The organism is Providencia sp. PROV040 (genome assembly GCF_032706145.1).
Taxonomy (GTDB): domain Bacteria; phylum Pseudomonadota; class Gammaproteobacteria; order Enterobacterales; family Enterobacteriaceae; genus Providencia; species Providencia hangzhouensis.
This window is the reverse complement of the sequence record NZ_CP120531.1, coordinates 209,336-236,108: the sequence shown is the minus strand read 5'-3', so window position 1 is coordinate 236,108 and position 26,773 is coordinate 209,336. Positions and strand designations below refer to the sequence as shown.

Here is a 26,773-nt window from a genome sequence, read left to right as displayed (position 1 = left end):
GAATTTTCCGGCAACGCCGACTCTAAGAAGTGTAATTCCAGTCCATTTCTGCCGTCAACCCCTGATTCGCGTTAATGCGACAAAGCTCAAACACATAACTCCCCCACGAAGCCATATAAACTCCGATTTCGAGGTGTTATCGGCGTTGTTGACCAAATCCGTCGCTGGATGGCCGTTCCCCAACCCGTTGATACCACTCAATTCACTGGCTGGCGAACAGGCATACCAAGCCCTATCAGCTTGTTCATCACCTTCACGCCAGCCAGGATTTCGCCCACCTGGGCGTTGTAGTTCCGCAGGCTCAGCGTTGGCCCGATGAGTTGCTTGAACCGGTACATGGCGGTCTCGGCTATCGAGCGCTGGTGATAGCCGGAGTCTTTCTTCCATTGCTTCAGTTCACCGGCCTTGAGCGCCGTCACCGCCTCGTTGCGGGGATGGCCTTCCTCCCACGGTGCCGCATTTTTTCTCGGCGGTATGGTGGCTTTCGCCCCCTTTTTCTTCAGTAGCGCATGACAGGCCTTGGTGTCATACGCACCATCGGCGCTGACCTGTTTTATCTTGCGTCGTAAGGGGTTGAGCAACGTCGGTAACACCTCGTTATCCGCCACCGTCTCCAGGCTGACTTCGGCAGCGATGACCGCATGGGTTGTGGCATCCACCGCCAAGTGGAGCTTGCGCCACACTCGTCGCTTCTCCTTGCCGTGTTTGCGAATTTTCCATTCGCCTTCGCCATAGACCTTGAGGCCGGTGGCATCAATGACCAAGTGAGCCACCGGGCCTTGGCTGGGGAGGCGGTACTTGATGTCGACGGTCTTGGCGCGCTTGCTGATACAGCTATAGTCCGGCGACTGCAAAGGCACCGCCATCAGTTGGAACAACGAGTTAATGAAGCCTTCTAGCGCCCGCAGCGGCAACTTGAACAAGCCTTTTAGCATCAGGGCCGTCTCAATGGCGGTGTCACTGTAGTGGAAACCTCTCCCTCGGCGGCCATGGTGGACCAGGCAATGCCACTGCTTAATGGCTTGTTCGTCCATCCAGGGGTATAGGAAGTATAAACCACCTTTTTGCTCCTCATCCGAAGTATCTTACCTGAAATTCCCGGGTATAGGAAGTATAAACCACCTTTTTGCTCCTCATCCGAAGTATCTTACCTGAAATTCCCTCACTCGTTTACCGCTCAAGCCCCAATTTTAACTGCCGGTCCAGCCTAAACCGCTCTAATAAGGTTCGATTTGGCGGTAAAATCTCTAGCCTGATAGCTCGAGAGATACAAACTGCCCCACCGCCCCGTTTAAAAGTTGGCAGTGTTGAGCTGTGTTGGATTTGGGGTCGTCAGTCAAAGAGACGACTCTGTGATGGATCGAACAGGCTGGGAGTCAGTGGCGGCGCTCGTTCTGGTGGCAGCTCACGCTGCTTGGCGGCATTCGCCTTGGCTGTTTTCTGTTTCAGATGCTTGAGAATCTGCTCAATGACCTTCGGATCTTCGATGCTGGCAATCACTTTGACGTGACCGCCGCAGTGTTCGCAGACTTCAATATCAATATTGAAGACTCGCTTGAGGCGTTGCATCCAGGTCATGGCGCGGTGGCGCTCTGCAGGACTCTTGTCACGCCAGTTAGTATCGAGACCTTCCGATTTGTCGGGCTTCTTGCCCCGCTTGGCGGGTGTTACTTGAACTCGGTGTTTGCTGTTCGGTGCAAAGACGCCGTGGAAGCGTGTGAGGTTGACTCGCGGCTTAGGTACCAACGCAGCGAGTTTGGCGATGAAGTCCAGCGGCTCGAAGATCACATGGGTGGTGCCATTGCGGTACGGAGTTTTGAGCTCGTAACGCACCTGCCCATTGGCGGTTAATGCCAGACGTTTTTCTGAAACCGCTGGCCGACTAATGTAGCGACACAAGCGCTCAAGCTTATCCCGCTGATGCGCTTCGGCCATCACACCGGCGTGTAGCGAGAAACCAGCATGGTTGGCTACTCGACTGCTTGAGTCGGCTTTATCCTCACGCCCTGGCAAGGTTTGCAGGGTGAAGACTTTGCGCCCTTGCTGGGGGCCGACGGCAATGCGATACGTAACCGAAGCACCATGTAATTGAGTCAGCGTATCGTCTTCGCCCTCTTCCAGTGTCAACCACGTATTCTCGGCATCACGCTCCAAAATCCCACGCTTTTCCATGCAGCGAGCGATGCGATGGCTGAGGGTGTGAGCGAGCGTATTCAGCTCATCGTAAGTGGGTGCCTTGACACGATGGAAGCGTTGCTTGCCATAGTCATCTTCGGCATAGACACCATCGAGAAACAGCATGTGGTAGTGGACATTGAGATTTAGCGCGGAGCCAAAGCGTTGGATAAGAGTCACTGAGCCAGTTTGTGCAGAGGCTTTGGTGTAACCGGCTTTTTTGATCAGATGAGTTGAGAGTGTACGATAGACGATACTCAAGACCTGGCCCATCAGCTGGGGATGGCGAGCCAGCAAAAAGCGTAGCTGGAAAGGAAAGCTGAGCACCCACTGGCGAATGGGCTCCTTGGGGAAGACTTCGTCTATCAGCAGCGCCGCACTCTCGGCCATCCGGCGGGCACCGCAGCTAGGGCAAAAGCCGCGTCGTTTACAGCTGAAGGCGACCAGACGCTCGTGATGACAATCCTCGCAGCGAACCCGCATGAAACCATACTCCAGACGGCCACATTGGAGGAGGTCGTTGAATTCTTGTTGGATGTAGCGAGGCAGGTGTTGACCTTGGGCTTCGAGTGAGGCTTTGAAGGCTGGGTAGTGCTGCTCAACCAGCTGGTAGAGCAGCGTCTGGTCGGGTTGGTGGCGTTCGTAACCGTTTGTTTGAGTGGGCGATTGACTCGCCGTGGCGTTCCTTGCCAGCGACATGGGTATCCTCCGCTGATACTGTGGTTATGTACAGTATCAGCGGCTTGCGTTCAGACGTCCAGTCTGGCCCTAGACATCGCTAAATGCTTAACCCGCAATAGCCCTCACGAGTTGTTATCAGCCACTACCGGTTGAGCGAGAAGGTTTTGGGTTCAGGGTGCTATTGCTCCACCAATCACAATACTGAAGCCCCAACTGTTATCAGTTGGGGCTTTTTCTTGTCTGTTTGCGGCGGTTGCGTTTTATCGGTAGTCGTCGAGCTCTGCACCATCCCACATAAGAGCTTAACGGTGCGATCTTCAACGCCATCACACAAAACTTTCTTTTTCACGCACAGTCAACTTATTGGATGTTTTATTAACAACCCAAAAGGAGATATTTAGCGGGCGGCCGGAAGGTGAATGCTAGGCATGATCTAACCCTCGGTCTCTGGCGTCGCGACTGCGAAATTTCGCGAGGGTTTCCGAGAAGGTGATTGCGCTTCGCAGATCTCCAGGCGCGTGGGTGCGGACGTAGTCAGCGCCATTGCCGATCGCGTGAAGTTCCGCCGCAAGGCTCGCTGGACCCAGATCCTTTACAGGAAGGCCAACGGTGGCGCCCAAGAAGGATTTCCGCGACACCGAGACCAATAGCGGAAGCCCCAACGCCGACTTCAGCTTTTGAAGGTTCGACAGCACGTGCAGCGATGTTTCCGGTGCGGGGCTCAAGAAAAATCCCATCCCCGGATCGAGGATGAGCCGGTCGGCAGCGACCCCGCTCCGTCGCAAGGCGGAAACCCGCGCCTCGAAGAACCGCACAATCTCGTCGAGCGCGTCTTCGGGTCGAAGGTGACCGGTGCGGGTGGCGATGCCATCCCGCTGCGCTGAGTGCATAACCACCAGCCTGCAGTCCGCCTCAGCAATATCGGGATAGAGCGCAGGGTCAGGAAATCCTTGGATATCGTTCAGGTAGCCCACGCCGCGCTTGAGCGCATAGCGCTGGGTTTCCGGTTGGAAGCTGTCGATTGAAACACGGTGCATCTGATCGGACAGGGCGTCTAAGAGCGGCGCAATACGTCTGATCTCATCGGCCGGCGATACAGGCCTCGCGTCCGGATGGCTGGCGGCCGGTCCGACATCCACGACGTCTGATCCGACTCGCAGCATTTCGATCGCCGCGGTGACAGCGCCGGCGGGGTCTAGCCGCCGGCTCTCATCGAAGAAGGAGTCCTCGGTGAGATTCAGAATGCCGAACACCGTCACCATGGCGTCGGCCTCCGCAGCGACTTCCACGATGGGGATCGGGCGAGCAAAAAGGCAGCAATTATGAGCCCCATACCTACAAAGCCCCACGCATCAAGCTTTTGCCCATGAAGCAACCAGGCAATGGCTGTAATTATGACGACGCCGAGTCCCGACCAGACTGCATAAGCAACACCGACAGGGATGGATTTCAGAACCAGAGAAAGAAAATAAAATGCGATGCCATAACCGATTATGACAACGGCGGAAGGGGCAAGCTTAGTAAAGCCCTCGCTAGATTTTAATGCGGATGTTGCGATTACTTCGCCAACTATTGCGATAACAAGAAAAAGCCAGCCTTTCATGATATATCTCCCAATTTGTGTAGGGCTTATTATGCACGCTTAAAAATAATAAAAGCAGACTTGACCTGATAGTTTGGCTGTGAGCAATTATGTGCTTAGTGCATCTAACGCCGCCATAAACGGCGACAGGGTGGCGCGCCTATTGCGCATAAAATGGCGAAGCCATGCGCAACAGGCGCGGAATCTCTGGCGTCCGGTTTGATGGCTTTGTTATGCAAAGGACTAGTCTTCAATGACGTGTAAACCACGGCGCTTTAAGTCCTCCAACGAATCCAACATTCCCCTTATTAATTCAACAGGATGCCCCTCCCAGTCTTCAACAACGCCAACAATTCTCAAGGGTTCGCAGGTTCTATAGGACTGTGTTGGATTACCGGGAAATCTTTTGTTCGTAAGATTCGGATCGTCTTCGAACGGTCCTGTTGGCTCAACTATGTATATGTAGCCGCGACCCTCGAGGCCAGACAGTGACATAGCAAGTTCAGCTCCCCAAACTGCTGGCTCCATCAAGGCTGAAAAGTAGATGTGCTTAAGAATACGACCGTCCTCGAAATGAGAGATGAACCCTGTGGTTAGCAAGTCACCAATCGCCAAATTGGCTTTGGTTCCATGATAGAACGGTCCTTGCACCTGCTTGTAATTATCATGAGAGATGGGAATCCAATCTTTTACCATTTTAAGACCCTTAATTGTTGGGATTTGGCTGCATAACGCCTGAAATAAGCCGTGCCGCGAAGCGGCATCGGCTTGATTGAATTGTTAGACGGCAAACTCGAGCCAATACTTGTGCAGGCCAACAATATTAGACGAGCACAGCATGGGCATTGCCGCTTTGATCTTCTCCAGTGACCAATTCCACCACTCCATCTCCAGAAGCAATGAAATTTCCTCATCGGTGAAGCGTTTCTTAATCTTCTTAGCGGGATTGCCGCCAACGATAGCGTAAGGCTCCACATCTTTTGTCACCAACGAGCGGCTGCCTATCACCGCACCGTGCCCGATCTTGATTCCGGGCATGACCATTGCCTCAGAGCCGATCCAAACGTCATTGCCAATGACAGTATTACCTGCTTTTTGGAAGGCATCGAGTGCGCTTGAGAATGCAGGTTCTTCCTGCATATAAAAGAACGGGAAAGATGATGCCCAGTCGTACCGATGCCCCTGATTGCCAGCCATGATAAAGGAAGCCCCACTCCCGATAGAGCAGAAACTACCGATGATCAACTTATCAACGTCATCACGGTCCGGAAACAGATACCGTGCGCAGTCATCGAATGAGTGCCCATGATAGTAGCCAGAGTAATAGCTGTACCGCCCAACTTTGATATTGGGGTTCTTCACTTGCTCAGAAAGCAGCTTGCCTTTGAAGGGGCTATCAAAGTAGTTGGTCATAAGAGATCCCGCGGTCTGTGACTTTGCCGTCTAACGTTTGAAATAAGGGGCGCCGAGCGCCAGCGAGGGGAGCCAAAAGCTTGCTTTTGGCCGTCCCGACTTGATTGAAGGGTTGGGCGATTTTGCCATTAGATTTTTTATAAATTTAGTGTGTTTAGAATGGTGATCGCATTTTTCTTGGCTTTTATGCTTGATGTTAAATTCGACCCCAAGTTTCCTGTAAGTGCGGACACAAAAACATATTTATGTCCTGATTTGCTTATAATAAACCCTTCAAACCATCCGTTTTGTAAGGTTCTATTTGCTGTGAATCCTGCACCAGTTTTCCCATACAGTTTTGTACTATTATCCAGATCTTGTAGATACATGTTCTCTATGGTGTTTTCTATGGCTGAGTTTTTAACTGGGAGATTGTGATTAATAATTTTACGCAGGAATTGAATTTGTTCTTCTGGTGAAATTTTTAAGCTACTTTCGAGCCATGCTTCTGTTAATCCGTTGTTTCTTTCTTTATCTCCAGAGAAGTCTTGATTTCCATAATCAAAATCTTTGAGATAATTCTTGATTTTATTTAATCCAATTTTTTGGGTTATTTCTTGCGAAACCCAAACAACAGAAAATTGCATCCACGTCTTTGGTGTATGATTGCTGTTCCAGATCTCCATTCCTTTGGGGGTTTTATCCCATTTGAATATGGTTTTCTGATCTATTATTTCCGCATCAAATGCCATAAGTGATAATGCGATCTTGAAAGTTGAATCTGGTGCCATTTGCGTTGCACACTTTGCTTTATTGAATTGAGCAATTTCAGCGTTTGTGGATGCATCGTAAAGTAAAAAACAACCTTCAGTTCCTTCAAATAATGGAGATGCAACAGTAGAGATATCTGTTGATGCACTGGCGCTGCTGTAGATAATATTTGCAATTATTAAAAAAATAGCGAAGTTGATATGTATTGTGTTTTTCATAATAAGTATTGGTTTGGTAAAGGGCTTAATTTTAACGGCTAACAATTAATGAGGCTCCGGGTTCGCCCAACGTTTGACATGAGGGGCGGCCAAGGGCGCCAGCCCTTGGACGTCCCCCTCGATGGAAGGGTTAGGCATCACTGCGTGTTCGCTCGAATGCCTGGCGTGTTTGAACCATGTACACGGCTGGACCATCTGGGGTGGTTACGGTACCTTGCCTCTCAAACCCCGCTTTCTCGTAGCATCGGATCGCTCGCAAGTTGCTCGGCGACGGGTCCGTTTGGATCTTGGTGACCTCGGGATCATTGAACAGCAACTCAACCAGAGCTCGAACCAGCTTGGTTCCCAAGCCTTTGCCCAGTTGTGATGCATTCGCCAGTAACTGGTCTATTCCGCGTACTCCTGGATCGGTTTCTTCTTCCCACCATCCGTCCCCGCTTCCAAGAGCAACGTACGACTGGGCATACCCAATCGGCTCTCCATTCAGCATTGCAATGTATGGAGTGACGGACTCTTGCGCTAAAACGCTTGGCAAGTACTGTTCCTGTACGTCAGCAAGTGTCGGGCGTGCTTCTTCTCCGCCCCACCACTCGACGATATGAGATCGATTTAGCCACTCATAGAGCATCGCAAGGTCATGCTCAGTCATGAGGCGCAGTGTGACGGAATCGTTGCTGTTGGTCACGATGCTGTACTTTGTGATGCCTAACTTTGTTTTTGCGTTGCTCATGATGTCTAACTCCCAATTTGTGTAGGGCTTATTATGCACGCTTAAAAATAATAAAAGCAGACTTGACCTGATAGTTTGGCTGTGAGCAATTATGTGCTTAGTGCATCTAACTTTGTTTTAGGGCGACTGCCCTGCTGCGTAACATCGTTGCTGCTCCATAACATCAAACATCGACCCACGGCGTAACGCGCTTGCTGCTTGGATGCCCGAGGCATAGACTGTACAAAAAAACAGTCATAACAAGCCATGAAAACCGCCACTGCGCCGTTACCACCGCTGCGTTCGGTCAAGGTTCTGGACCAGTTGCGTGAGCGCATACGCTACTTGCATTACAGTTTACGAACCGAACAGGCTTATGTCAACTGGGTTCGTGCCTTCATCCGTTTCCACGGTGTGCGTCACCCGGCAACCTTGGGCAGCAGCGAAGTCGAGGCATTTCTGTCCTGGCTGGCGAACGAGCGCAAGGTTTCGGTCTCCACGCATCGTCAGGCATTGGCGGCCTTGCTGTTCTTCTACGGCAAGGTGCTGTGCACGGATCTGCCCTGGCTTCAGGAGATCGGAAGACCTCGGCCGTCGCGGCGCTTGCCGGTGGTGCTGACCCCGGATGAAGTGGTTCGCATCCTCGGTTTTCTGGAAGGCGAGCATCGTTTGTTCGCCCAGCTTCTGTATGGAACGGGCATGCGGATCAGTGAGGGTTTGCAACTGCGGGTCAAGGATCTGGATTTCGATCACGGCACGATCATCGTGCGGGAGGGCAAGGGCTCCAAGGATCGGGCCTTGATGTTACCCGAGAGCTTGGCACCCAGCCTGCGCGAGCAGCTGTCGCGTGCACGGGCATGGTGGCTGAAGGACCAGGCCGAGGGCCGCAGCGGCGTTGCGCTTCCCGACGCCCTTGAGCGGAAGTATCCGCGCGCCGGGCATTCCTGGCCGTGGTTCTGGGTTTTTGCGCAGCACACGCATTCGACCGATCCACGGAGCGGTGTCGTGCGTCGCCATCACATGTATGACCAGACCTTTCAGCGCGCCTTCAAACGTGCCGTAGAACAAGCAGGCATCACGAAGCCCGCCACACCGCACACCCTCCGCCACTCGTTCGCGACGGCCTTGCTCCGCAGCGGTTACGACATTCGAACCGTGCAGGATCTGCTCGGCCATTCCGACGTCTCTACGACGATGATTTACACGCATGTGCTGAAAGTTGGCGGTGCCGGAGTGCGCTCACCGCTTGATGCGCTGCCGCCCCTCACTAGTGAGAGGTAGGGCAGCGCAAGTCAATCCTGGCGGATTCACTACCCCTGCGCGAAGGCCATCGGTGCCGCATCGAACGGCCGGTTGCGGAAAGTCCTCCCTGCGTCCGCTGATGGCCGGCAGCAGCCCGTCGTTGCCTGATGGATCCAACCCCTCCGCTGCTATAGTGCAGTCGGCTTCTGACGTTCAGTGCAGCCGTCTTCTGAAAACGACACCATGTGCAAACGATGTCAGAATAGAGTTAAATTTCCTATTGATTGACATATTCCGTCAAAGGTAATAGATTTCATCCTGACACTTTTGCCTTTGGAGGCATCTTGCAAGGTCAACGCATCGGCTATGTCCGCGTCAGCAGCTTCGACCAGAACCCGGAACGGCAATTGGAGGGTGTTCAGGTGGCGCGGGTGTTCACCGACAAGGCTTCTGGCAAGGACACCCAGCGTCCCGAGCTGGAAAGGCTGCTGGCCTTCGTCCGCGAGGGCGACACCGTGGTGGTGCATAGCATGGACAGGCTGGCACGCAACCTTGATGACCTGCGCCGCATCGTCCAAGGGCTGACACAACGGGGCGTGCGCATGGAGTTCGTCAAAGAAGGGCTGAAGTTCACCGGCGAGGACTCACCGATGGCCAATCTGATGCTGTCGGTCATGGGAGCCTTCGCTGAGTTCGAGCGCGCCCTGATCCGCGAACGTCAGCGCGAGGGAATCGTGCTGGCCAAGCAGCGCGGTGCCTACCGGGGACGAAAGAAATCGCTGAACAGCGAACAAATTGCCGAGTTGAAACGGCGAGTTGCGGCAGGCGACCAAAAAACCTTGGTGGCCCGTGACTTCGGCATCAGCCGCGAAACCTTGTACCAGTACCTGCGGGAAGACTGACCATGCCACGCCGCTCAATCCTGTCCGCCACCGAGCGCGAAAGCCTGCTGGCACTGCCAGATGCCAAAGACGAACTGATACGGCACTACACGTTCAACGAAACCGACCTGTCGGTGATCCGTCAGCGTCGCGGCGCCGCGAATCGATTGGGCTTCGCTGTGCAGCTTTGCTACTTGCGATTCCCTGGCACCTTTTTGGGCGTCGATGAGCCTCCGTTTCCGCCCCTGTTGCGCATGGTGGCCGCGCAACTCAAGATGCCAGTGGAAAGTTGGAGCGAGTACGGCCAGCGCGAACAGACACGGCGGGAGCACTTGGTCGAGCTGCAAACGGTTTTTGGGTTCAAGCCCTTCACCATGAGCCACTATCGGCAAGCCGTGCATACATTGACCGAGCTGGCCTTGCAGACCGACAAAGGCATCGTGCTGGCGAGCGCACTTGTCGAGAATCTGCGGCGGCAGAGCATTATCCTGCCCGCCATGAATGCCATCGAGCGCGCAAGCGCCGAGGCCATCACCCGTGCCAACCGACGCATTTACGCGGCGCTGACCGATTCTTTGTTATCACCCCACCGTCAGCGCCTGGACGAACTTCTCAAGCGCAAGGACGGCAGTAAAGTGACGTGGCTGGCATGGCTGCGCCAGTCGCCTGCCAAACCGAACTCTCGCCACATGCTCGAACATATTGAGCGCCTGAAATCCTGGCAAGCACTTGATCTGCCCGCAGGCATCGAGCGGCAGGTTCACCAGAACCGCCTGCTCAAAATCGCTCGTGAAGGTGGCCAGATGACGCCTGCTGATCTGGCAAAGTTCGAGGTGCAACGACGCTATGCCACGCTGGTAGCGCTGGCCATCGAAGGCATGGCCACCGTCACCGATGAAATCATCGACCTTCACGATCGCATCATCGGCAAGCTGTTCAACGCGGCCAAGAACAAGCATCAGCAGCAGTTCCAGGCTTCCGGCAAGGCGATCAACGACAAGGTGCGGATGTATGGGCGCATCGGTCAAGCGTTGATTGAGGCCAAGCAAAGCGGCAGCGATCCGTTCGCCGCCATCGAGGCCGTTATGCCCTGGGACACCTTCGCCGCCAGCGTCACCGAAGCGCAAACATTGGCGCGGCCTGCCGACTTTGATTTCCTGCACCACATCGGTGAAAGCTATGCCACGCTACGCCGCTACGCGCCGCAGTTCCTGGGCGTGCTCAAATTGCGGGCTGCAAATTTATCAAGAGTAAACTATTAAAAATCCATTAAAATCAATACTTTCACTTTGAGAACATGTATTTAAAGTAAATAACAATTAAAGCCTGTATCTTAGTTATCACTTGAGATACAGGCTTTTTATTTATTCGTTCATATAATTAAACAGTTTGCCTAAAAAATCATCGCTAATGGTTAATTGATACTGTTTTTCAACGAGATTTCGAAGTTCCATAACGAGAAGCAAAGAGTTCTTATAGGCTTCATATAGTTCTAATTCATTTAATCGGGCAGTAGTCTTTTTAAACTTTTCATAGTTTTCAGGACTAATTTCTTTTTCAAGATTCTTTGTCATATTAAACCAATTATCGGCATTTTCTTCCGCAATTCGAATGAGTTGTAGTATATTTTTTTGTAATTGAGATAAAAGTTCCAGTGAACGTGCATTTTCCCCTCTTTTAAGAACATTAATCCCCATTAACCATAGGTTGGAAAAATTATTCAATAAAAAATTTACGTTTTCTTCTGTAAGTCTATTTGGTCCCGGACCTTCCAACTCTGATAAATACAATTCTAGTTGTCCTGTTTCATCATAAATAAACATTGCTTTTGTGTCAGGAATGTAGCCTGATTCTTTGAATGAAGGAATAATATTCATTTCGTTTTCGGAAAGGAAATGAAATTCACCACGTATTAGATTTTCAAAAATTACTACTTCCGTACCGTACTCATTTTGATAGAGTAAAGTGTAGGAAGCGACTTCATTTAGCCATTTTGCTGAATCAAAGGTGGAAATTGTATCATCTTTTAGAAAAACGTAATATTCTATATCAGAGTATTGATCTCCCTCTCCTTTTGTAAAAGAGCCATACATCATACAAGCAGATATTCGTTCATCTGACTGGACAAGTTCCTTAACCCTTGCCATTAGTTCCTTTTGTTTTAACAATTCGATTCCTTCTTTCTTTATTTTGATTCAGGGAGAAATAAAAAATCCTCCCAAATAATGTTGGAAGGATTAGTCATGTCACTTTTTAAGACACTCAAATAAAACTATTTAGCCTTTTTAGCTATTCAGTCTTACATTTATTTAGTATATGGAAAAATGGGCAGACTAATCCTAAGTTTTTAAACTGAAATATACTATTTCATTTGTTAAAAATTAGATTAGTTCTTCATTGTCCACCCATCTCTCCTTTCGATTAATAGTATATTAATTTTAACACTTCAAAGTTCAAAGCACAAGTTGGTGAAACTCATAGATTAACTATTCTCTAATGTACAAATCTCCGTATAATTTTTGGATCTGGTTCCTTAATCTTATATTTTCCTCTTCTAATTCCTTTACTCTTGTTTTTAAGGTTTTAATAAGGACTTCTTCAGAACGGGAGCTTTTCTTGGGTTTTGATATTACATTTTCTGTTTTTTGCTGTTTTCGGAGAGATTCAATCCTTTGCCTAATATCATGTTCCTTATAAAGCCATGATTTAGAAACATTAGCTTCCTTTGCAACTGTGTTAAAATTAATAGTCTTACCTTCAAGCGATAGTTTAGAGATAACCTTGTCTACATTTTCTCTAGTCCGCCTGGACTTTTGCTTTGCCAAACGCACAATTTCCTCTGTATTTCGTACCTGTTTAACCATCTAACTAATCCCCTTCAGGCTGCCAATTATTTGCTCTAGTCGCTCTTTAACACGGTTATTAGTCTCTATTTGCCTTTGCCATTGCTTTTCCTTAGCGACTGCCAATAACTCCTCAGTACGATTTAACTGTTCCTCATGCTGCGATAAAAACTGCTTACTTGTACAAAAATGAGTACAATCTAAACAAGCATTGGCGTGTGGACAAGAACCTGCTATTACTGGTAATCGGCAATAACCATTTGGAAGAACTTGTGCATTAATATTTTTCTTGAACCATTGAAGATCAACATCATCGACTTCATTGTCATTATCTAACTCAATTATATCTCCATTATTAGTTACCAGTTTTTCTTTGAATTTTGTAAATTCAGCTTTAAGGGTTTCATCAAAAATATGAGCATATCTGCTTGTCATTTCAGGACTTTCATGACCCAAAAACTTTTGTACAATATGCTGCGGTACTCCGTTATTAATCATTCTTGTTCCTACTGTATGGCGAAAGGCATGGGCATGGAATCTATAAATCTCGCCTGATTTATCGACTATTTTTTGCTCATAAGCTAATTTGTTTAACTCGTCTCTAAATGTTTCTTGTTTTAATGGCGATCCATCTTTTCTTGGAAAGAGGTATTCACTATCTGGAAACTCCCATGAAACTTTATCTTCCCGAACTTTAATCAATAAAGCTACCTCTTTTGATATTGGAACTATATGCTCCTTTTTCATTTTCCATTGATAATACTTTAAAAAGTAATCTCCATCTTTGTCCTCTAATAGACAACCTTTTTTCAAGGTGCACAATTCGCTTATCCTCATCCCACATTCTTGGACTATCATAGTCATCGTAGCTATATATTCGGGTAATTTATCAAGATGACTGTTCAATTGCTCCAGAACGTATTCATCTATAAAACGAGGTTTTGCTCTCGGTATTTTGGGATAGTCTTCTGGATAGATTAACACCTTGGAAGGAATATCATTCCATTCTAGCCTTAGAAGGGTACTAAATAGTCCTTCCAATATAGAGATCCTCCCAGTTATTGTGCTAGGCTTTATCCCCATCATATTTAATTCGCTTAAATATGCTTCAATTTCCATTCTCGTTAATTGGTTTATTCTCTGAACGTGTTTAAAATTCATGTCCAAGAAATTAAAGAACTCTTTAAGTTTTTGGGCGATATCACATACATAGGAAAAGCTATCCGTATTTAATCTCAATTTACAATATCTTTTTACGAGTTGTTTAAAATACGTATTGCGAACCCCTTTAAAGTTAATTACATATTCATATTGTGTCGGATTAACCTTATCATCTGGCAAAGGTAACTTACGTCTATCCCAAATGTCTTTATCCCACTCCTCCCCATCAAAATAAAAGTCCTCATAAAACTCCATAAATTGTTTTAAATTAGTAACATAGTAAGAATTAGCTTCTACAGCTATTTTTTCTTGATTAGCAGTAATCTTATAATTAGTAGTGGTAATTCTAACACCCTGTTCTGTCAAATATGTCCTATATTCCGTCATTGCTTTTTTAATAGGAACTTCAGTAATTGAAGTAATGTTAGGATACTTTAAATCTAAAAAATCTAACATTCTATTAATTACAGTTCCTTTTCTAATCCATACAGTTTTTGCATTCCATATTCCATTATTTAAATGGTAAAAATAAAAATATTTCAATTCTGTTCTTAACCACGGATTTTTAACACGTTCAAAACGAACCCACCGATTTCTTAAAGTAGGGTTCTTACTTAATTCTATGGCAGAAGGATGCGGACATTTCCTTATATCCCAACTATTATTAGCCCAAAATCCCTGCAATTCTTCATTCATTGCAGCTATTTTCTTACTGATCTCACTCTGACTGATAATTTTCCTTTTACTAGAATCATTCATTTCTTATGTTCCTTTCTCTCAAGATATTTATTAAACTCATTTTTCATATCTTGATCTGAAAGATGAACATAGGTATTTAACGTTGTTTGAACATGTGCATGGCCCAACCTCTTTTGAACGTGTGCAACATCCCATCCATCCCTAATTAGCTGCGTTGCATGAGTGTGGCGTAGCATATGCGGCGTAAACTCTATTCTAGTTCTTTTAACTATTCTTCTAACTAGATCAAGAACACTTTGGTACTTTAGTGGTTTTCCAAAATAGCCTTCTTTTAAAGAAATAAAAACATAATCATGCTCCAAGTCCTCACCATACTCATATACCAAATAATCTGTATAAAGTGCCATAAGTTCTTTACTCACATGTATTGTTCTTTCCTTCCTTAATTTAATATAGGCCTCATTAACATTAACGTCTCTGGGTGTTAAATGGATTTGATTGAACATCAAGCAAATACGCGCCCATTGGGATGAAATTCTGCGGCTGGCCACCTCCATCAAGCAAGGCACGGTAACGGCTTCGCTGATGCTGCGCAAACTCGGCAGCTACCCGCGCCAGAACGGCTTGGCCGTGGCGTTGCGCGAGCTGGGGCGCATCGAGCGCACGCTGTTCATTTTGGATTGGCTGCAAAGCGTGGAGCTGCGCCGCCGCGTCCATGCGGGGCTGAATAAGGGCGAGGCGCGCAACGCGCTGGCCAGGGCGGTCTTCTTCTACCGATTGGGTGAAATCCGCGACCGCAGTTTTGAGCAGCAGCGCTACCGGGCCAGCGGCCTCAATCTGGTGACGGCGGCCATCGTGTTGTGGAACACGGTATATCTGGAGCGTGCCACCAGTGCTTTGCGTGGCAACGGCACGGCGCTGGACGACACATTGTTGCAATATCTGTCGCCGCTGGGGTGGGAGCACATCAACCTGACCGGCGATTACCTATGGCGCAGCAGCGCCAAGGTCGGTGCGGGGAAGTTTAGGCCATTGCGACCGCTGCCACCGGCTTAGCGTGCTTTATTTTCCGTTTTCTGAGACGACCCCTCAAAGCGATCCTCAGCGGTTTTAGCATGATTTTAATGTCGTGATGCGATTTCTTTTTCATCACATCACAACGCGCCTTACATTAACGATTTATGACAGACTCTTTTCGACCCAACGATATTCTTTGGTCTGGAAATTGTCCTGCAAACAGATGACGCATTTACCGTTGCGGCTTTCAGCGTAAACACTCCAGTGATGTACTGGCGTATCACAGTTATCAGAAACAGACTTGATGAAGCCGCTGAGCTCATGCTTCTGTACGATGGTGAGTTTGGATGTCGCCACCAGTGAACGCAGTTCAAACGCATCAAACTCGACTGTGATTAACCCCGCAGGGAGCGTCACTTCGTTGCAAACGGAATACAGCTCGCGCGGCACCGTGAAACACACACAGGTTTGTGCATATTGCTCAGCAGTAATATCGGCTGACGACTCAACCGCACATAGCAGCGTTTCCGATGAGATACCAATTTCTGCGTCGTGAGTACGATCCACCAGCTGGAGTGCTTTGTGCGCCTCATATTCGGAGATAGGCTCCCTACCTCTGTCAGACAAGACCTGGTGAATATCTTCCGTATCCCACAGCTTCGTCAGCACAACGGCATGTTGGTTTTTTGTAGAGAGATGAGCGATAAGTTCTTTGACTGTGCAGTACATAGGAAACCTCTTTTTATTGGTATTTGTCGTTTTGTTTACCTCTTTATTGAAACACGACCTCAGCCGCTGACGAAGAGTAGATAGCAGAATAATTAATTTATTAGTTGCCATATTGGCAACCAATAGTTTAGATGTTAAAATGTTGACAAATAGGAAACACGAGAGATGCAATGCACGTAATATCAAGAGACCCTTTTGACCAGGCATCCAAGCGATTTCCAAACAGTGCTCAGGCACTATCTGACGTATATCGAACACTGAAGCGCGATAGTTATCAGACGCCTGATGAGCTTAAAAAGGTTTTCCCCAGCCTTGATCGGATGAAATATAGAGAGAAATGGTGGGTTATAGATATCAGTGGCAATACCTTAAGAATGATGTTTTTTGCCGACTTTGACCGGGGAAAAATATTCGTGAAACATATAACAACCCACGCTGAATACGATAAGTTAACTGATCATTACCGGAGAACAAAAGCATGATGTTTCAAGATGCCGTAAACGCAGCACAAAACCTGATAAACCTCGTGCCGTTACTGGGAGACAGTCACTCACGCACGGATTATGAACAAGCAGTTCAGTTGGTTGAGCACCTCGTCGAAAACGACCCAGACAACCCGCTTATCGACATGATTTGTGCGAAGATTGATGCGTATGAAAAAACCGCGCCAGAATTTGCTGAATTTAACGAACGGTTAGCAAACAGCGATAGCGGTGTAGCAGCATTGAGAACGCTGATGGATCAATACCACCTTAATACGACAGACTTTCAAGAAGAGCTCGGTTCGCGCTCATATGTCAGTCGCATTCTCAAAGGTGAACGCGGATTAACACTGGAGCACATCAAAAAACTGTCTGCGCGTTTCAATATCCCTGCCACCATTTTCATAGGTTCATAGGCCAAACGGTGACAGTCGAGCCCGCTCATTAAAAAACCCGCGATATGCGCGGGTTTCTTTTTTGATTCAGTAAACAATCTTACCGAATTAACTGCCGGTTGTGCTGAATAGTACAGACCGCACCAAGACCCGCATGCAGCACGAAGACTACCAACACAAACCATCCAGTGAGCGGGATCTGTAACGAACTCTGGGATGCCGCTGACACGGTCAATATCAAGCCTATAAGACCAACATATTTAACCGCCAGTGATAGGCACACCACTGCGGGACTGCGTAGCCCTGGCTGCTTGTGCGTTTCGTGATACTGGTACTTTGCATACAGCCCGCACAGCACCAACAAAGACAATGTCATTAACGTTAAAGTACCGATCAGTAATGCCAGCATGACAACCCCCTTTCACCAGATTTTGTCAGCCAATATGGCAGACGCTTTTCCACAGCTTGCGTGCATCACCGCCCACGTCGAATGAGTAGCTCTCGCCAAATTCCTTATCGTCGAATTTGCACACTAGACCATATGGCGTAATGAGCATGTGGGCACCCGCCACGCTGATCCCAAACAGTCTGATACTGATATGCACGGGAACAGACACTACGCCCTTACCGCCCTGGCGAAACCGCTCCAATGCCGAACTGAACATGCCGCGATTAATCAGCACCTCCAGTAAGTGCTCGTTGACCCAACTCCCCTGGTCACCAAAGACGGTTGAATTCGGTTTAACGCTGATGATATTTTGTGGCTTCATCTCTCCCCCTGTGCTATTTCAGCACCCTATTCTGGATGGACGTTTTCCCGGATTTGGGATCTTTCCAGTATCGCTCCGCTAACGCTACTGACGAAAAAACCGCCCGTAGGCGGTTTTGGTGTTGGTGGTTAAAAGTCGATTTCCAGCAGAACAGTTTTCACCAGCGTACCGGACTCTTTGAAGGCCTTGTCCTCCAGCTCAGTGAATGAGCCCCCGAGCAGCTTCACCCGTTCACGGAAGGCCTTGGTCAGGGCATCTTCTCGGAACAGCACGCCAGCTGACAGGATGCCCCGCAGGCGACCGCCTTGCGTATACATCCCGCCAGACAGCAGCAGATCCAATGCCCGGTTCGTGTGCTTGATATCAGCCTTATTTTTGAAAGGCGGGTTCATGATGATGACATCGAATTTCTCATCCATTTCAAGGCTGAGAAAATCAGCATTGACCAGTTCAAGGCTTGTGCCCGTCAATTCAGGGTTTACCAGAGCCATGATTTCAGGATCATTGTTCAGTTGCTGGACACGCTTTTCATCCAGTTCAACGGCGACAATATTGAGGTTTTTTGCCGCTTTAGCCACCGCTTTGACGATGCGACCATCTCCGCAGGACGGCTCCAGAACGCGATCCCCGTCCTGAATATTGGCGCTGGCGACCATCGTATTGATAATTTTTTCCGGCGTCGGGAAAAAGTTGAAGTCGTCTTTCGGCACCACAACCGATCCGCTCAGGATGATGTCGTCGATACGACCTTCCGCACTGCCGTCAAAAATATGGGCTTTTTCTTTACGGTTCCACTTCCCGCCAGCGGCTTCCAGCACCTTGTTGGTGTTGGTGTACAGGCGGCGATCTAGTTGACCTTCCAGGAAGAGTTTATTGCCTTCTACTCGTGCTTCTGACAGAACTGCGAGGACGTCGTTTGATACTTGCATTTCTTACCCCAACCTTTGCTATTGAAATTAGCCACCAGCCCCACGCTGATGGCCTGAGTTTTGTTACCCGATCACCTCGACAGATTGATAGGTTTCATCTGCCAGCACGTCGTCTTCGTTGCTGTCCCGCCCGAAAATTGCAGGTAGGCGATCAACTTCAAGATGGCTTGGCATCCATCCCAAAGTACGCGCCACCCAGAAACTACGGGTATACCCAGCATTATCGACAACGGATACCCGCGCACCTTCGTAGCCCACCAGCTGAGGACTCAGGTTACCATTGCACTGCAAACCGGTGCGTTTGGCGTGCTGATGGCCTTTTTCCATCATCGCCATACACTCGGTGTAATGCTCGAAAGAACCTGCTTTACTCTTCGGTTCGGCAACACCCATCCACTGCGCCACAGCTTTTGCACGCTTTGCCAGCAGGGCAATTCCGATAGGGAAAACACCACTGCCTTGAGTGAAGATGTATTGCTGTTTCTGTTTGTCAATTTTCAGCTGGTTCATAACGGGTTTCCTCGTTGCGATAATTGTTCGGCCTGCAATCAGACCGAACGGCTAATGACTAATACATAAATTGGACGTTTTTTTCGTCGTAAATCTGCTTAACCACCGTTTCACCACTTAATTCCATCGGTTCAATCCCATCAGGAAGGCTGACTGCCGCAGAAACTTCGGTATGAAAGAATCCGTTCTCACGGTAAAAAACGCTGTTCATGACAATTGAATCGGCACCGTCTTCCACGAGCTCAGCCAGAAGCTCTTCCGGCGTCCACTCCATCGCGTTGATAGCGTCACGCAATTCCGTCAGTTCCTGCTCATTCGGTGATTCGGATGCCAACAGTGCATCTAATTGCTGAATGTAGGGATGTTGCGGCTTAAACCGACGCAAGAACTTACCTGCTTCACTTACGCCATCAGTACGATTCAGACCAAAGGTCATGCTGCGTTTATCGGCGCTGATGGTCTTTTGTTTGCGCTCTTCACTGATAACCCAAGGAATTTGCGCATCACGCTTGTAGGTCACGAAATAGCACTGAGTACATGTTGAAGTTGTTGACATAAAAAAACCTCTTTTTATTGGTATCGTTGTTTTGTTTACCAAACCAGTAAAACACGACCTAAGCCGCTGACGAATAATAAAAAAGAGGTTATTTTGAGAAACAATATCGGCCGCTGAATATGGTATTAGCGGAAGGATCCCACGGCAATTTTTCCGTGGTAATAATGCAGCGCGCGAACGCTTTCCTTGTGGTCGTCATCACCCGCCTTGCCCGATTGGCTATTTATTTTGGTTGTCTGGTACCGCTCAACCAAAGCCATGTACTCCGGATCATTTGCCCGGTCATAACGGACAGCAAAGCGACGGCTGACTCCGAATTTATTTCTGCGATTGGCACCCATAGGACATCCCCATTAAACCCTGTTGGCTTGATGTGATAATCATCTCATAGGCGAAGTTCTGGCAAAGGGGGGGAAGACTGACTGATACTCAAAGCAGCTGCCTACTCAAAATATTTGCTTCTAAAAAAGGCTTGATCTTTTACCTTCTAAAGGTAAATTTTATTTAACTTTAGAACAATCTCACTGGAAAAGGAATTAAAGTGAATCCCAAAAAGAATCCAACAAAAACACAAAAAGGCATTTTCATTTTTTTAATTGCGTTATTAGTGGCTCATATTTGTATAACAGCGAAATACAACAGAGAGTTTCGGAGCCAACCCTACACTGATTTTTTTGACGATTTAAAATACAAGTTTGAGCACGTAAAACTCAGTGAACTACAACAATATCCCTCTTATGGAACCTTAATAATTACATCGAATGACAAGATATGGGCAAACCAAAATAGTGATTTGACGAAAAATGTTGAAGTGATGTTCTGGTATGAAAAAGCAAGCCTTATCAATGGTGTTCGTTTGATAAGTGTAGTTGACCCACCATTTAAATCCCCTAACGAAACAACATTCTCAATTCCAATTCCTGAACTTATTGGCTACAAATTGACGCACATAAACCTAGGGGAATTAACTATTCCTTTTGACCGTAATTCGGGAAGACAATTCCCGTTCAACCAGCCTAACACAATAGGTACGGCTTATGATTATTACACCCAAAAATACTCAACCGAAGAAGAAAAAAAACAAAACTGCTGGGCTGGCTATGATTGTCTACATCACCGACTATTTACTGAGATGACGATACAAATCGATTTAGAGGGAACAAAAAAATTATCCTCTTCAGACACATTTATAATGTATGACAGTTCTAGCAGCAAGGGAGCTGCCGCATACTGACCTTTTTCATTTGAAATAAAAGATTACTGCCCCATCAGAGCGCGTATAATCAGGTCACTACCTTTGTGGGTGTAATGGATACCGTCCTCAGTTCGTACCTGAACGCCTCGGATTTCCCTTGCATATCCTTCCCCCAAGGCTACCTTGGGGTCGAACAGCGAGATCCTCGTTTCTTCAGCAGCCTGCCGGATAGCCTCTCGGGTATACTTCAGGGCATTTTCCATTACCGTATTTTTCATTGCAGGAGGCAGCACCCAAACAACAGAGGCTGAGGGGTTGTCTTGCTGAATTCGACGAATGAACTGAGTTGCTTTATGGCGATACCCCACGATTTGGCTTTCACCTATCCCATCATTGGCACCAAGTGAGATCACCACAGTCTCGTAGTCCTGGAAAGATATCGTTTGAACGTATTCATTCCACTTCACCGCACTGCGATCGGTAAGGCCTGTACTCTCTTTGTAAATGCCTTCAACTGGCAGATGTTTTTTGGCGCTGGTGGCAAGGCTATAGGTCAGGCTGTCACCGATAAATAGCGGTTTGGCAAAGGCAAAAACAGGCAGGTACAGCATGAACATTAACACGGATTTCATCATCTAATTTCCTCAGCAGAATACAGCCAATGATTTTAAAAAAGATGTTTTTTTTAATCCACGTTAAACTCCGACACTTTGCAGACAAAAAAGCCCACGCCATTTGGCGCAGACTCTTAAAGCTATTTGTGGTGGCTACTCGTCAGGCCACGGCTTCCTTAGCCATTGCCAAAGCTTGCTCTTGGGTTTTCGCCACGCCGAACCACAAGATCCGAGCTGGAGGGAAGTCGCAACGTAGCATGCTAAGAACGCGCTGTTCACTTTCGGCGAGTTCAGGCTTGTACGCGGCCACACAGCGTTGGTATTCTGGCCCTCTACGTAACTGCGGGATAGCAAAAACAATGAAGCAGCGGTCTTCTGGCTCAGCGCTTTGCATACCTATCTGCGACACCGCATAGTCATACGCAAACTTTTTTACGTCGTAGAAACTGCCGCTTCCATCGTGAAACATCGTGTATTCGATTTTAGTACCGGCTTGCGCACGCTTCTTCATATGCTCAGTTTGCTGGCTATTGTCCCAACGGTGCATCTGCATACGGCTGGCTTCTTTGCCCTTCAGAACAGCCTTGGCATTCGGTTTGTAGCCTTGTGCGATCAGCGCGTCAATCCACTCACGGACAGTCACTACTGAGCCGTTGAAACGGATTGCTGAAGCTAAATGGTTTTTAGCGCGTTTTTCGTTTGCATTTACTAATGCGATCATTGTGGTTTCCTCTTCTTGTTCATTTTGTTTACCTAATTATTTAAGCATGAGCCGCACCACTGACGAAGGGATTACCCAATGATTTTTATAATAAAAAATGCCCATCGAGGGAGATGGGCATTAAGGGGTATCGTGGGTTTGGGAAGCCCACTTCATGATCGGACGCTAAGCATGTGTGGCAGCGTCGAACTCGGGTGAAAACTCAGGGTTTATGCGGATGATAGTTGCCATTTCGACTCTCAAATTTACCTCCACATATTCCCCGTGCTTTAGAAACTGGACTCTTTGGTCGATACGACGCATTCCAATGCCGTTGGATTGAGCCTTAACCCACCAATCGACGTCTGACGGGATTGTCAGTGTTAATCCCTGCCACTGGGTCATGAACACGTTACCCATCGGCTTATACGTTTTCTGAGGCTTGCACCAGAACGGAAACAATTGCTGAACCAACTTTCCATTGCGCGGATCTACAAACTCCAGGAAAACACCAAAAGGCGACTCGCTTAAGATGGTTTTAAAATCCATCCACGCTGCGTGACAGAAGGCGTTATCTCTCAATATCTTTACTGTTTTCACGTCGTTCATTTCGTTTTGCCTTGTTGGTTTCTATGTAATAAGTAAAGCATGACCCCAATCGCTGACGAATAGTGAAAACTATATTATTTTGAATTATTTCTTTCGTGGTTGATTTTGCTTCAGGTAAAAAAAACGCCCACCGAAGTGAGCGTTTCAAAATGGAGGGACTTAACCTTTCCCGTTGATAACCCGGATCAGTTTTTCATTCTGCTCTTGGACCAGCACTTCTGCCCTGGACTGAACATCCATCATCCGCCGGGTTGGCATCGCCTCACCGAATAACGACGCGGTTGCAATGGCCTGAAGATACTCAGACTTCAGGTGGCTTGCCTCTGAGTCCGCAATAGGAAAAGCAGGTAACGGCACCCGTTTCACGATGGAAACGGCCACTGATTGCTGCGTTTTCATCGCAACATTGGTCACCTCGAACAACAGGAGGAACCCCGCGAATGAGCAAAGAGCAATTTTTGCGATCTTTGCTTTAATTCCATCCACGGTCAACCAGACTATCGCGGAACAGGGAATGCCGAGAACAATGAAAAGCAATGCCCCACCAGGCGTTGAGGCTACTATTGTGAACAAGGTGATCATATTTCCTCACTTAAAGGCTGTAGTTGACCAGGACATTGTCCCCCGCTGACAACCGCTAAAGAAATTTTTAAACACCAAATCACGAGCCTCCCCTTACTTGACATCTTGGCGAGTGTCGTTAATGTTGAGATTAAAATTAATAACAAAGCAAATAATATGGATACTCGTCTTCGTAACCTCATCAACGATTACCTAAAACGCATTTCTGAAGCCATTGAATTAATGAAACTCTCAGGGATCGCGTTACCTAAGTCTAACAACGAATGGGCATGCAATGCTCTCCCTATCAAAGGTGTATTAAATGGAGGGGTGAAGTATTTCAAACACGGTTACGGCTGTGCCGTGCATTTAAAATCAGGCGTTGTAGATTTTGACTTTGGTGAGCATGGAGAGATAAATGGATTTGACTATTGGCGGTTAAAAAGCATTTCAGATAATAGTTTAAACCAGTACGGATTCAACTCCCCTAATGAATTAAAAGAATGTTTTGAAACTGAAATATCAAATGGCAACCTGATATTTTCTGGCTACATTCTCTACTACAAGAAAAACACGTCTGTCTGATATGGTTAACGACCAGTTTCCTGGTCGCTAACATTACTTCATATTATTTTTGTTCTGATGCAAGAATTGCTTGGATGGCTTCATCTATTTTCTCTTGAACTTCTTTATCTATACGAGAGAATTCATAAGAAAACGTTCGATTTTTCGGGTTTACTTTACGACGTGCATAAATCCGTCGATCTGAACCTTTAAATAATTCAGTGGTAACAACCGGGCTTACCGCTGATGGCGGTTTCCGGCTTATCTGTGCATCCCTGAAATAAAGCATAATTCTGGCTTTAACTTCTTCCGGAGACATTGAAACGATCTCATCATCTCCGTCTATTTTATCCATTATTTCAAGGGTGATTTCTTCCAGATCAGCATCTTTAGCTTTCACCTCTTCAGAAAAATCCAGCAAAAATTTGTAATCTGGCAAAGTCAGTTCTGACACGACAGGGAATAACGACACCATAACACTAGGGACAGCGGCCGCCTGAAAAGCTCGCGTAACTTTGGCATTCGAAATACCTTCCGCTTTTGCAATCTCAGATTTGCTCATGCCTTGGTCATGCATGACTTGAAAACGGAGACCAAGCTCACGCAGATTATGTTCTTTTGCAGTTTGAATATCAGCTGCGAGTTGCCGTGCATCATCAACACTGATAGTCTCTGATGCCACCAACACTTCAAAATCCACGTTGGCAAATAAGCAGGCAGCGCGACGGCGAGAGCCATCCAGAATTTCAATTCGATCACCAACCACTCTGCCGATAGCTGGGAAAAACTGCTGTAAAACAATGGTTCTGACAATATCTTTAACGGACTCTTCAGTTAGCGTGTCCTGATCCCGGCCATTGATTTTTGCATCGACAAAGGTACGTGATTCTATTTCAGCCGCTGGAATGATTTGTCTTGAAAAAGTTACTTTCAGACCAGATGCGAGCGTAAACACCTTGCTCTGGTTTATGCCTGATTCAAGCATCGTAGTTATCGGGGAACTCCCCATTTGGCGACCAATTTTTTGGACTGGTTTGAATGCTGATCCGCTCACTTAGAACTCCTTAAATACTCAATTCTGTCAAACACTGCGCGCGCAAACTCATCGGCCTGCCCTTTTGCCTTTCTGAGTGCGTCAGCACTCCCTGGATATGAAGCGGGGTTTGCGCTGATAACTGTATCGAACGATTCACCACATCGTTCAAATCCATCAAGGCGTGATAATGATGCATCAAGCATCGAACCGGCATAAACCTCCCTTGCAAAGCTATGAGAAGTCTGGTGATCCTGTTTTGTGCCCATTTTTGACATAAAACCAATATTGCCGAGCAACTTCAGATCAATACCTTCATTTTCAATTCTTTCTACCATTTCTGGCAGTCTTGTCAGGTATTTCATTGTTGAATGAAAGTCTACCTGAGCTGGAGGTGTCGGAGTTAAAAGCAGATCACTGGCTGCTATGCCATTTAGCATAAATGCATCTAGATGAGGACCGGTATCGATCAAGATAAAATCATAGTCATCTTTCAGACGCTCTACGATGTTTTTGCGCAATACCTCACTTGGCGAAGTACCTGGCAAATATTGTTCCACTAAAGACCCCCATTCACTCGCCACAAAGGCATCATCAATAGAAGCAGGGATAACATCAACACCAGGCATAACAGTTGGCTTAACAAACTGCTCAATTAATTGTTCTCTGCTTAGATTGTTAAGCATGGCCTGCGCCGCCGTTTCGGCTACTGAGCCGATACTATTTTGATGGCTAAGAAACATCGTGCTCGACGCTTGGGGATCGAGGTCTATAACAAGGATCCGTAAATCGTACTGAATAAGAGATGGGTGAGCTCTCATCCCATGAGCGAGAGTAACCGTACTAACAGTTTTTGATACTCCACCTTTAAGGTTGATAACAAATATCGCGAATCCGCCCTCACGCTTTTCTCTGTAAGTTTCTACTCCGCGATGTTTGTAGATATCAATAACGTTTTGTAGGGTTAGCGCATATTGCGACGTTCTTCCTGTCTGGCGTTTATTAAACTCGTACCCACTTTCTTCCATCTCAGCGACCGCAGAATCTACAGCCCGTTTATTAAGCATAGGCAGCTTAGCTACGGCGTTTTTAGTGAATGTTTGGTAATAACCGGTTTGATTAAACTCGAGCCGCTGTTGCTCGATTTGAGTGCTTAAACCGTTCAACATAATATCAGCTCGTTGAGCAGTTTCTAAAATGCCACCATAGCTTTTTTTCATATATAAGCCACCTAATAATGTACAAAGTTAATTGCATTGTACATGTTTTTTGTCTCAGTACCAGTTTTCTTGTACGGTATCTTTTTTTTATATCAGGACAAAAAAAGTAGTTCCATTCCCAATAGTTGGTCTCAAACCTTTATCTATCATTTATTTCCGAAGAATAAGGGTGTAATTTGCACATAAAAAAACCGCCGAAGCGGTTTTATTTTTTGAGCTATACGTCACATTTAACCGTGAAAGAAAATCGGCATATTCAGCACCCCGCCAATAAAGTCCTTTTCATCACTTAACTCTCGATAAAACGGAGAGTGAGCCTCTGCCAGTGCCAACAGCGCTCCACGCTCTGGCCCGAACTCATTGACCTTTTGGGTGATCTCCGCGAATATTTTACGGACCGTTGCCAAGTGATTTTCGGGCAAGCCATCTTCCTCCAATAATTGAAGGAACTCCGTGAACATCACATTGCGTGGGATCGGGCTGTACTCTTGAGACATGTTCCCCTCCAAGTTTTGCCCCGCCAGGGGCGGCTGAT

General features: G+C 47.2%; 30 protein-coding genes and 4 pseudogenes. 8 read left to right on the top strand and 26 right to left on the bottom strand.

All coding sequences use genetic code 11. From position 1 onward, the window contains the following. Positions 1 to 197: 197 nt before the first annotated feature. The 8 genes and pseudogenes from P3L40_RS23925 to P3L40_RS23890 all read right to left on the bottom strand — a co-directional run. Positions 198 to 1,037, bottom strand: a pseudogene (locus P3L40_RS23925) (IS5 family transposase); the annotation flags it as partial. A 295-nt stretch (positions 1,038 to 1,332) separates the two neighbouring features. Next, positions 1,333 to 2,874: an IS91-like element ISCR1 family transposase gene (locus P3L40_RS23920; protein ID WP_000050481.1), complete on the bottom strand. Its 1,542-nt coding sequence runs from the start codon at positions 2,872 to 2,874 to the stop codon at positions 1,333 to 1,335. Positions 2,875 to 3,278: 404 nt separating this feature from the next. Beyond that, positions 3,279 to 4,118, bottom strand: coding sequence for a sulfonamide-resistant dihydropteroate synthase Sul1 (gene sul1, locus P3L40_RS23915; protein ID WP_000259031.1), 840 nt, complete (start codon positions 4,116 to 4,118; stop codon positions 3,279 to 3,281). After that, positions 4,112 to 4,459 (bottom strand): quaternary ammonium compound efflux SMR transporter QacE delta 1, encoded by a 348-nt coding sequence (locus tag P3L40_RS23910; RefSeq protein ID WP_000679427.1) that lies wholly within the window; start codon positions 4,457 to 4,459, stop codon positions 4,112 to 4,114. The genes sul1 and P3L40_RS23910 overlap by 7 nt, the downstream gene beginning before the upstream one ends. Positions 4,460 to 4,681: 222 nt before the next feature. Further along, complete coding sequence (locus P3L40_RS23905; protein ID WP_001749986.1) at positions 4,682 to 5,134, bottom strand: NAD(+)--rifampin ADP-ribosyltransferase Arr-3; 453 nt, start codon at positions 5,132 to 5,134, stop codon at positions 4,682 to 4,684. An 84-nt stretch (positions 5,135 to 5,218) separates the two neighbouring features. After that, positions 5,219 to 5,851, bottom strand: coding sequence for a type B-3 chloramphenicol O-acetyltransferase CatB3 (locus P3L40_RS23900; protein ID WP_000186237.1), 633 nt, complete (start codon positions 5,849 to 5,851; stop codon positions 5,219 to 5,221). Between the two features lie 137 nt (positions 5,852 to 5,988). Then, positions 5,989 to 6,819 carry an oxacillin-hydrolyzing class D beta-lactamase OXA-1 gene (locus P3L40_RS23895; protein ID WP_001334766.1) on the bottom strand — a complete coding sequence of 277 codons (831 nt, stop codon included), beginning with the start codon at positions 6,817 to 6,819 and terminating at the stop codon, positions 5,989 to 5,991. A gap of 130 nt (positions 6,820 to 6,949) precedes the next feature. Continuing rightward, positions 6,950 to 7,504, bottom strand: coding sequence for an aminoglycoside N-acetyltransferase AAC(6')-Ib3 (locus tag P3L40_RS23890; RefSeq protein WP_032488579.1), 555 nt, complete (start codon positions 7,502 to 7,504; stop codon positions 6,950 to 6,952). A 291-nt stretch (positions 7,505 to 7,795) separates the two neighbouring features. On the opposite strand from P3L40_RS23890, the gene intI1 reads away from it, so the two are divergent. From intI1 to P3L40_RS23875, 3 genes and pseudogenes are all read left to right on the top strand, one after another. Beyond that, positions 7,796 to 8,809, top strand: a complete 1,014-nt coding sequence (gene intI1 / locus P3L40_RS23885; protein ID WP_000845054.1) for a class 1 integron integrase IntI1 — start codon at positions 7,796 to 7,798, stop codon at positions 8,807 to 8,809. A 305-nt stretch (positions 8,810 to 9,114) separates the two neighbouring features. Next, positions 9,115 to 9,672 (top strand): recombinase family protein, encoded by a 558-nt coding sequence (locus tag P3L40_RS23880; protein ID WP_001162012.1) that lies wholly within the window; start codon positions 9,115 to 9,117, stop codon positions 9,670 to 9,672. A 2-nt stretch (positions 9,673 to 9,674) separates the two neighbouring features. Continuing rightward, a pseudogene (locus tag P3L40_RS23875) lies at positions 9,675 to 10,889 on the top strand (DUF4158 domain-containing protein); the annotation flags it as partial. Between the two features lie 126 nt (positions 10,890 to 11,015). On the opposite strand, the gene lnu(G) reads toward P3L40_RS23875, so the two are convergent. The 4 genes and pseudogenes from lnu(G) to P3L40_RS23855 all read right to left on the bottom strand — a co-directional run. Continuing rightward, positions 11,016 to 11,819 carry a lincosamide nucleotidyltransferase Lnu(G) gene (lnu(G), locus tag P3L40_RS23870; protein WP_002333496.1) on the bottom strand — a complete coding sequence of 268 codons (804 nt, stop codon included), beginning with the start codon at positions 11,817 to 11,819 and terminating at the stop codon, positions 11,016 to 11,018. 318 nt (positions 11,820 to 12,137) lie between these two features. After that, positions 12,138 to 12,515, bottom strand: coding sequence for a DUF6262 family protein (locus tag P3L40_RS23865; RefSeq protein ID WP_002333497.1), 378 nt, complete (start codon positions 12,513 to 12,515; stop codon positions 12,138 to 12,140). Next, positions 12,516 to 14,414 carry a tyrosine-type recombinase/integrase gene (locus tag P3L40_RS23860; protein WP_272693340.1) on the bottom strand — a complete coding sequence of 633 codons (1,899 nt, stop codon included), beginning with the start codon at positions 14,412 to 14,414 and terminating at the stop codon, positions 12,516 to 12,518. Further along, positions 14,411 to 14,854, bottom strand: a pseudogene (locus P3L40_RS23855) (tyrosine-type recombinase/integrase); the annotation flags it as partial. The gene P3L40_RS23860 and the pseudogene P3L40_RS23855, both read right to left, overlap by 4 nt. Here P3L40_RS23855 and P3L40_RS23850 point away from each other — a divergent pair. Then, positions 14,853 to 15,410, top strand: a pseudogene (locus P3L40_RS23850) (Tn3 family transposase); the annotation flags it as partial. The pseudogenes P3L40_RS23855 and P3L40_RS23850 overlap by 2 nt on opposite strands. A gap of 123 nt (positions 15,411 to 15,533) precedes the next feature. On the opposite strand, the gene P3L40_RS23845 reads toward P3L40_RS23850, so the two are convergent. Then, positions 15,534 to 16,271: a hypothetical protein gene (locus tag P3L40_RS23845; RefSeq protein ID WP_316928040.1), complete on the bottom strand. Its 738-nt coding sequence runs from the start codon at positions 16,269 to 16,271 to the stop codon at positions 15,534 to 15,536. On the opposite strand from P3L40_RS23845, the gene P3L40_RS23840 reads away from it, so the two are divergent. Next, positions 16,271 to 16,582, top strand: coding sequence for a type II toxin-antitoxin system HigB family toxin (locus P3L40_RS23840; protein WP_131680265.1), 312 nt, complete (start codon positions 16,271 to 16,273; stop codon positions 16,580 to 16,582). The two genes, P3L40_RS23845 and P3L40_RS23840, sit on opposite strands and share 1 nt — an antisense overlap. Beyond that, the gene (locus P3L40_RS23835; protein ID WP_094963114.1) at positions 16,579 to 16,998 is read left to right on the top strand and encodes a type II toxin-antitoxin system HigA family antitoxin; all 420 of its coding nucleotides are present in this window, start codon (positions 16,579 to 16,581) and stop codon (positions 16,996 to 16,998) included. Before P3L40_RS23840 ends, P3L40_RS23835 begins: the two co-directional genes overlap by 4 nt. A 79-nt stretch (positions 16,999 to 17,077) precedes the next feature. Here P3L40_RS23835 and P3L40_RS23830 read toward each other — a convergent pair whose 3' ends face one another. The 6 genes from P3L40_RS23830 to P3L40_RS23805 form a co-directional block, all read right to left on the bottom strand. After that, positions 17,078 to 17,386: a hypothetical protein gene (locus P3L40_RS23830; RefSeq protein WP_131680264.1), complete on the bottom strand. Its 309-nt coding sequence runs from the start codon at positions 17,384 to 17,386 to the stop codon at positions 17,078 to 17,080. 25 nt (positions 17,387 to 17,411) lie between these two features. Continuing rightward, on the bottom strand, positions 17,412 to 17,747 hold the full coding sequence (locus tag P3L40_RS23825; protein ID WP_131680263.1) for a hypothetical protein: 336 nt from the start codon (positions 17,745 to 17,747) through the stop codon (positions 17,412 to 17,414). 128 nt (positions 17,748 to 17,875) lie between these two features. After that, positions 17,876 to 18,676: a methyltransferase gene (locus P3L40_RS23820; protein WP_131680262.1), complete on the bottom strand. Its 801-nt coding sequence runs from the start codon at positions 18,674 to 18,676 to the stop codon at positions 17,876 to 17,878. Between the two features lie 63 nt (positions 18,677 to 18,739). Then, a complete protein-coding gene (locus P3L40_RS23815) occupies positions 18,740 to 19,186 on the bottom strand; it encodes a hypothetical protein (protein WP_131680261.1) in 447 nt (148 codons plus the stop codon). 58 nt (positions 19,187 to 19,244) lie between these two features. After that, positions 19,245 to 19,742, bottom strand: a complete 498-nt coding sequence (locus P3L40_RS23810) for a hypothetical protein (protein ID WP_094963109.1) — start codon at positions 19,740 to 19,742, stop codon at positions 19,245 to 19,247. Positions 19,743 to 19,867: 125 nt separating this feature from the next. Next, complete coding sequence (locus P3L40_RS23805) at positions 19,868 to 20,083, bottom strand: hypothetical protein (RefSeq protein WP_094963108.1); 216 nt, start codon at positions 20,081 to 20,083, stop codon at positions 19,868 to 19,870. A 200-nt stretch (positions 20,084 to 20,283) separates the two neighbouring features. Between P3L40_RS23805 and P3L40_RS23800 the strand changes: the two genes are divergently transcribed. Continuing rightward, positions 20,284 to 20,976: a hypothetical protein gene (locus P3L40_RS23800; protein ID WP_136135334.1), complete on the top strand. Its 693-nt coding sequence runs from the start codon at positions 20,284 to 20,286 to the stop codon at positions 20,974 to 20,976. A gap of 23 nt (positions 20,977 to 20,999) precedes the next feature. Here P3L40_RS23800 and P3L40_RS23795 read toward each other — a convergent pair whose 3' ends face one another. From P3L40_RS23795 to P3L40_RS23780, 4 genes are all read right to left on the bottom strand, one after another. Continuing rightward, complete coding sequence (locus P3L40_RS23795) at positions 21,000 to 21,572, bottom strand: GDSL-type esterase/lipase family protein (RefSeq protein ID WP_131680258.1); 573 nt, start codon at positions 21,570 to 21,572, stop codon at positions 21,000 to 21,002. A gap of 139 nt (positions 21,573 to 21,711) precedes the next feature. Next, positions 21,712 to 22,272 (bottom strand): hypothetical protein, encoded by a 561-nt coding sequence (locus P3L40_RS23790; RefSeq protein WP_131680257.1) that lies wholly within the window; start codon positions 22,270 to 22,272, stop codon positions 21,712 to 21,714. Between the two features lie 165 nt (positions 22,273 to 22,437). Continuing rightward, positions 22,438 to 22,860: a hypothetical protein gene (locus tag P3L40_RS23785; protein WP_136135335.1), complete on the bottom strand. Its 423-nt coding sequence runs from the start codon at positions 22,858 to 22,860 to the stop codon at positions 22,438 to 22,440. Positions 22,861 to 23,019: 159 nt separating this feature from the next. After that, positions 23,020 to 23,442 (bottom strand): hypothetical protein, encoded by a 423-nt coding sequence (locus P3L40_RS23780; protein WP_136135336.1) that lies wholly within the window; start codon positions 23,440 to 23,442, stop codon positions 23,020 to 23,022. 156 nt (positions 23,443 to 23,598) lie between these two features. Between P3L40_RS23780 and P3L40_RS23775 the strand changes: the two genes are divergently transcribed. Then, positions 23,599 to 24,006 (top strand): DUF6896 domain-containing protein, encoded by a 408-nt coding sequence (locus P3L40_RS23775; RefSeq protein WP_094963102.1) that lies wholly within the window; start codon positions 23,599 to 23,601, stop codon positions 24,004 to 24,006. Positions 24,007 to 24,049: 43 nt separating this feature from the next. On the opposite strand, the gene P3L40_RS23770 is transcribed toward P3L40_RS23775, so the two are convergent. The 3 genes from P3L40_RS23770 to P3L40_RS23760 all read right to left on the bottom strand — a co-directional run bounded on the left by P3L40_RS23770 (position 24,050) and on the right by P3L40_RS23760 (position 26,735). Beyond that, positions 24,050 to 24,994: a ParB family protein gene (locus tag P3L40_RS23770; protein ID WP_094963125.1), complete on the bottom strand. Its 945-nt coding sequence runs from the start codon at positions 24,992 to 24,994 to the stop codon at positions 24,050 to 24,052. 41 nt (positions 24,995 to 25,035) lie between these two features. Continuing rightward, entirely contained in the window at positions 25,036 to 26,238 is a 1,203-nt protein-coding gene (locus P3L40_RS23765; protein ID WP_094963101.1) for an AAA family ATPase, read from the bottom strand. Between the two features lie 230 nt (positions 26,239 to 26,468). Then, positions 26,469 to 26,735 (bottom strand): hypothetical protein, encoded by a 267-nt coding sequence (locus tag P3L40_RS23760; RefSeq protein WP_094963100.1) that lies wholly within the window; start codon positions 26,733 to 26,735, stop codon positions 26,469 to 26,471. Between the last annotated feature and the right edge of the window lie 38 nt (positions 26,736 to 26,773).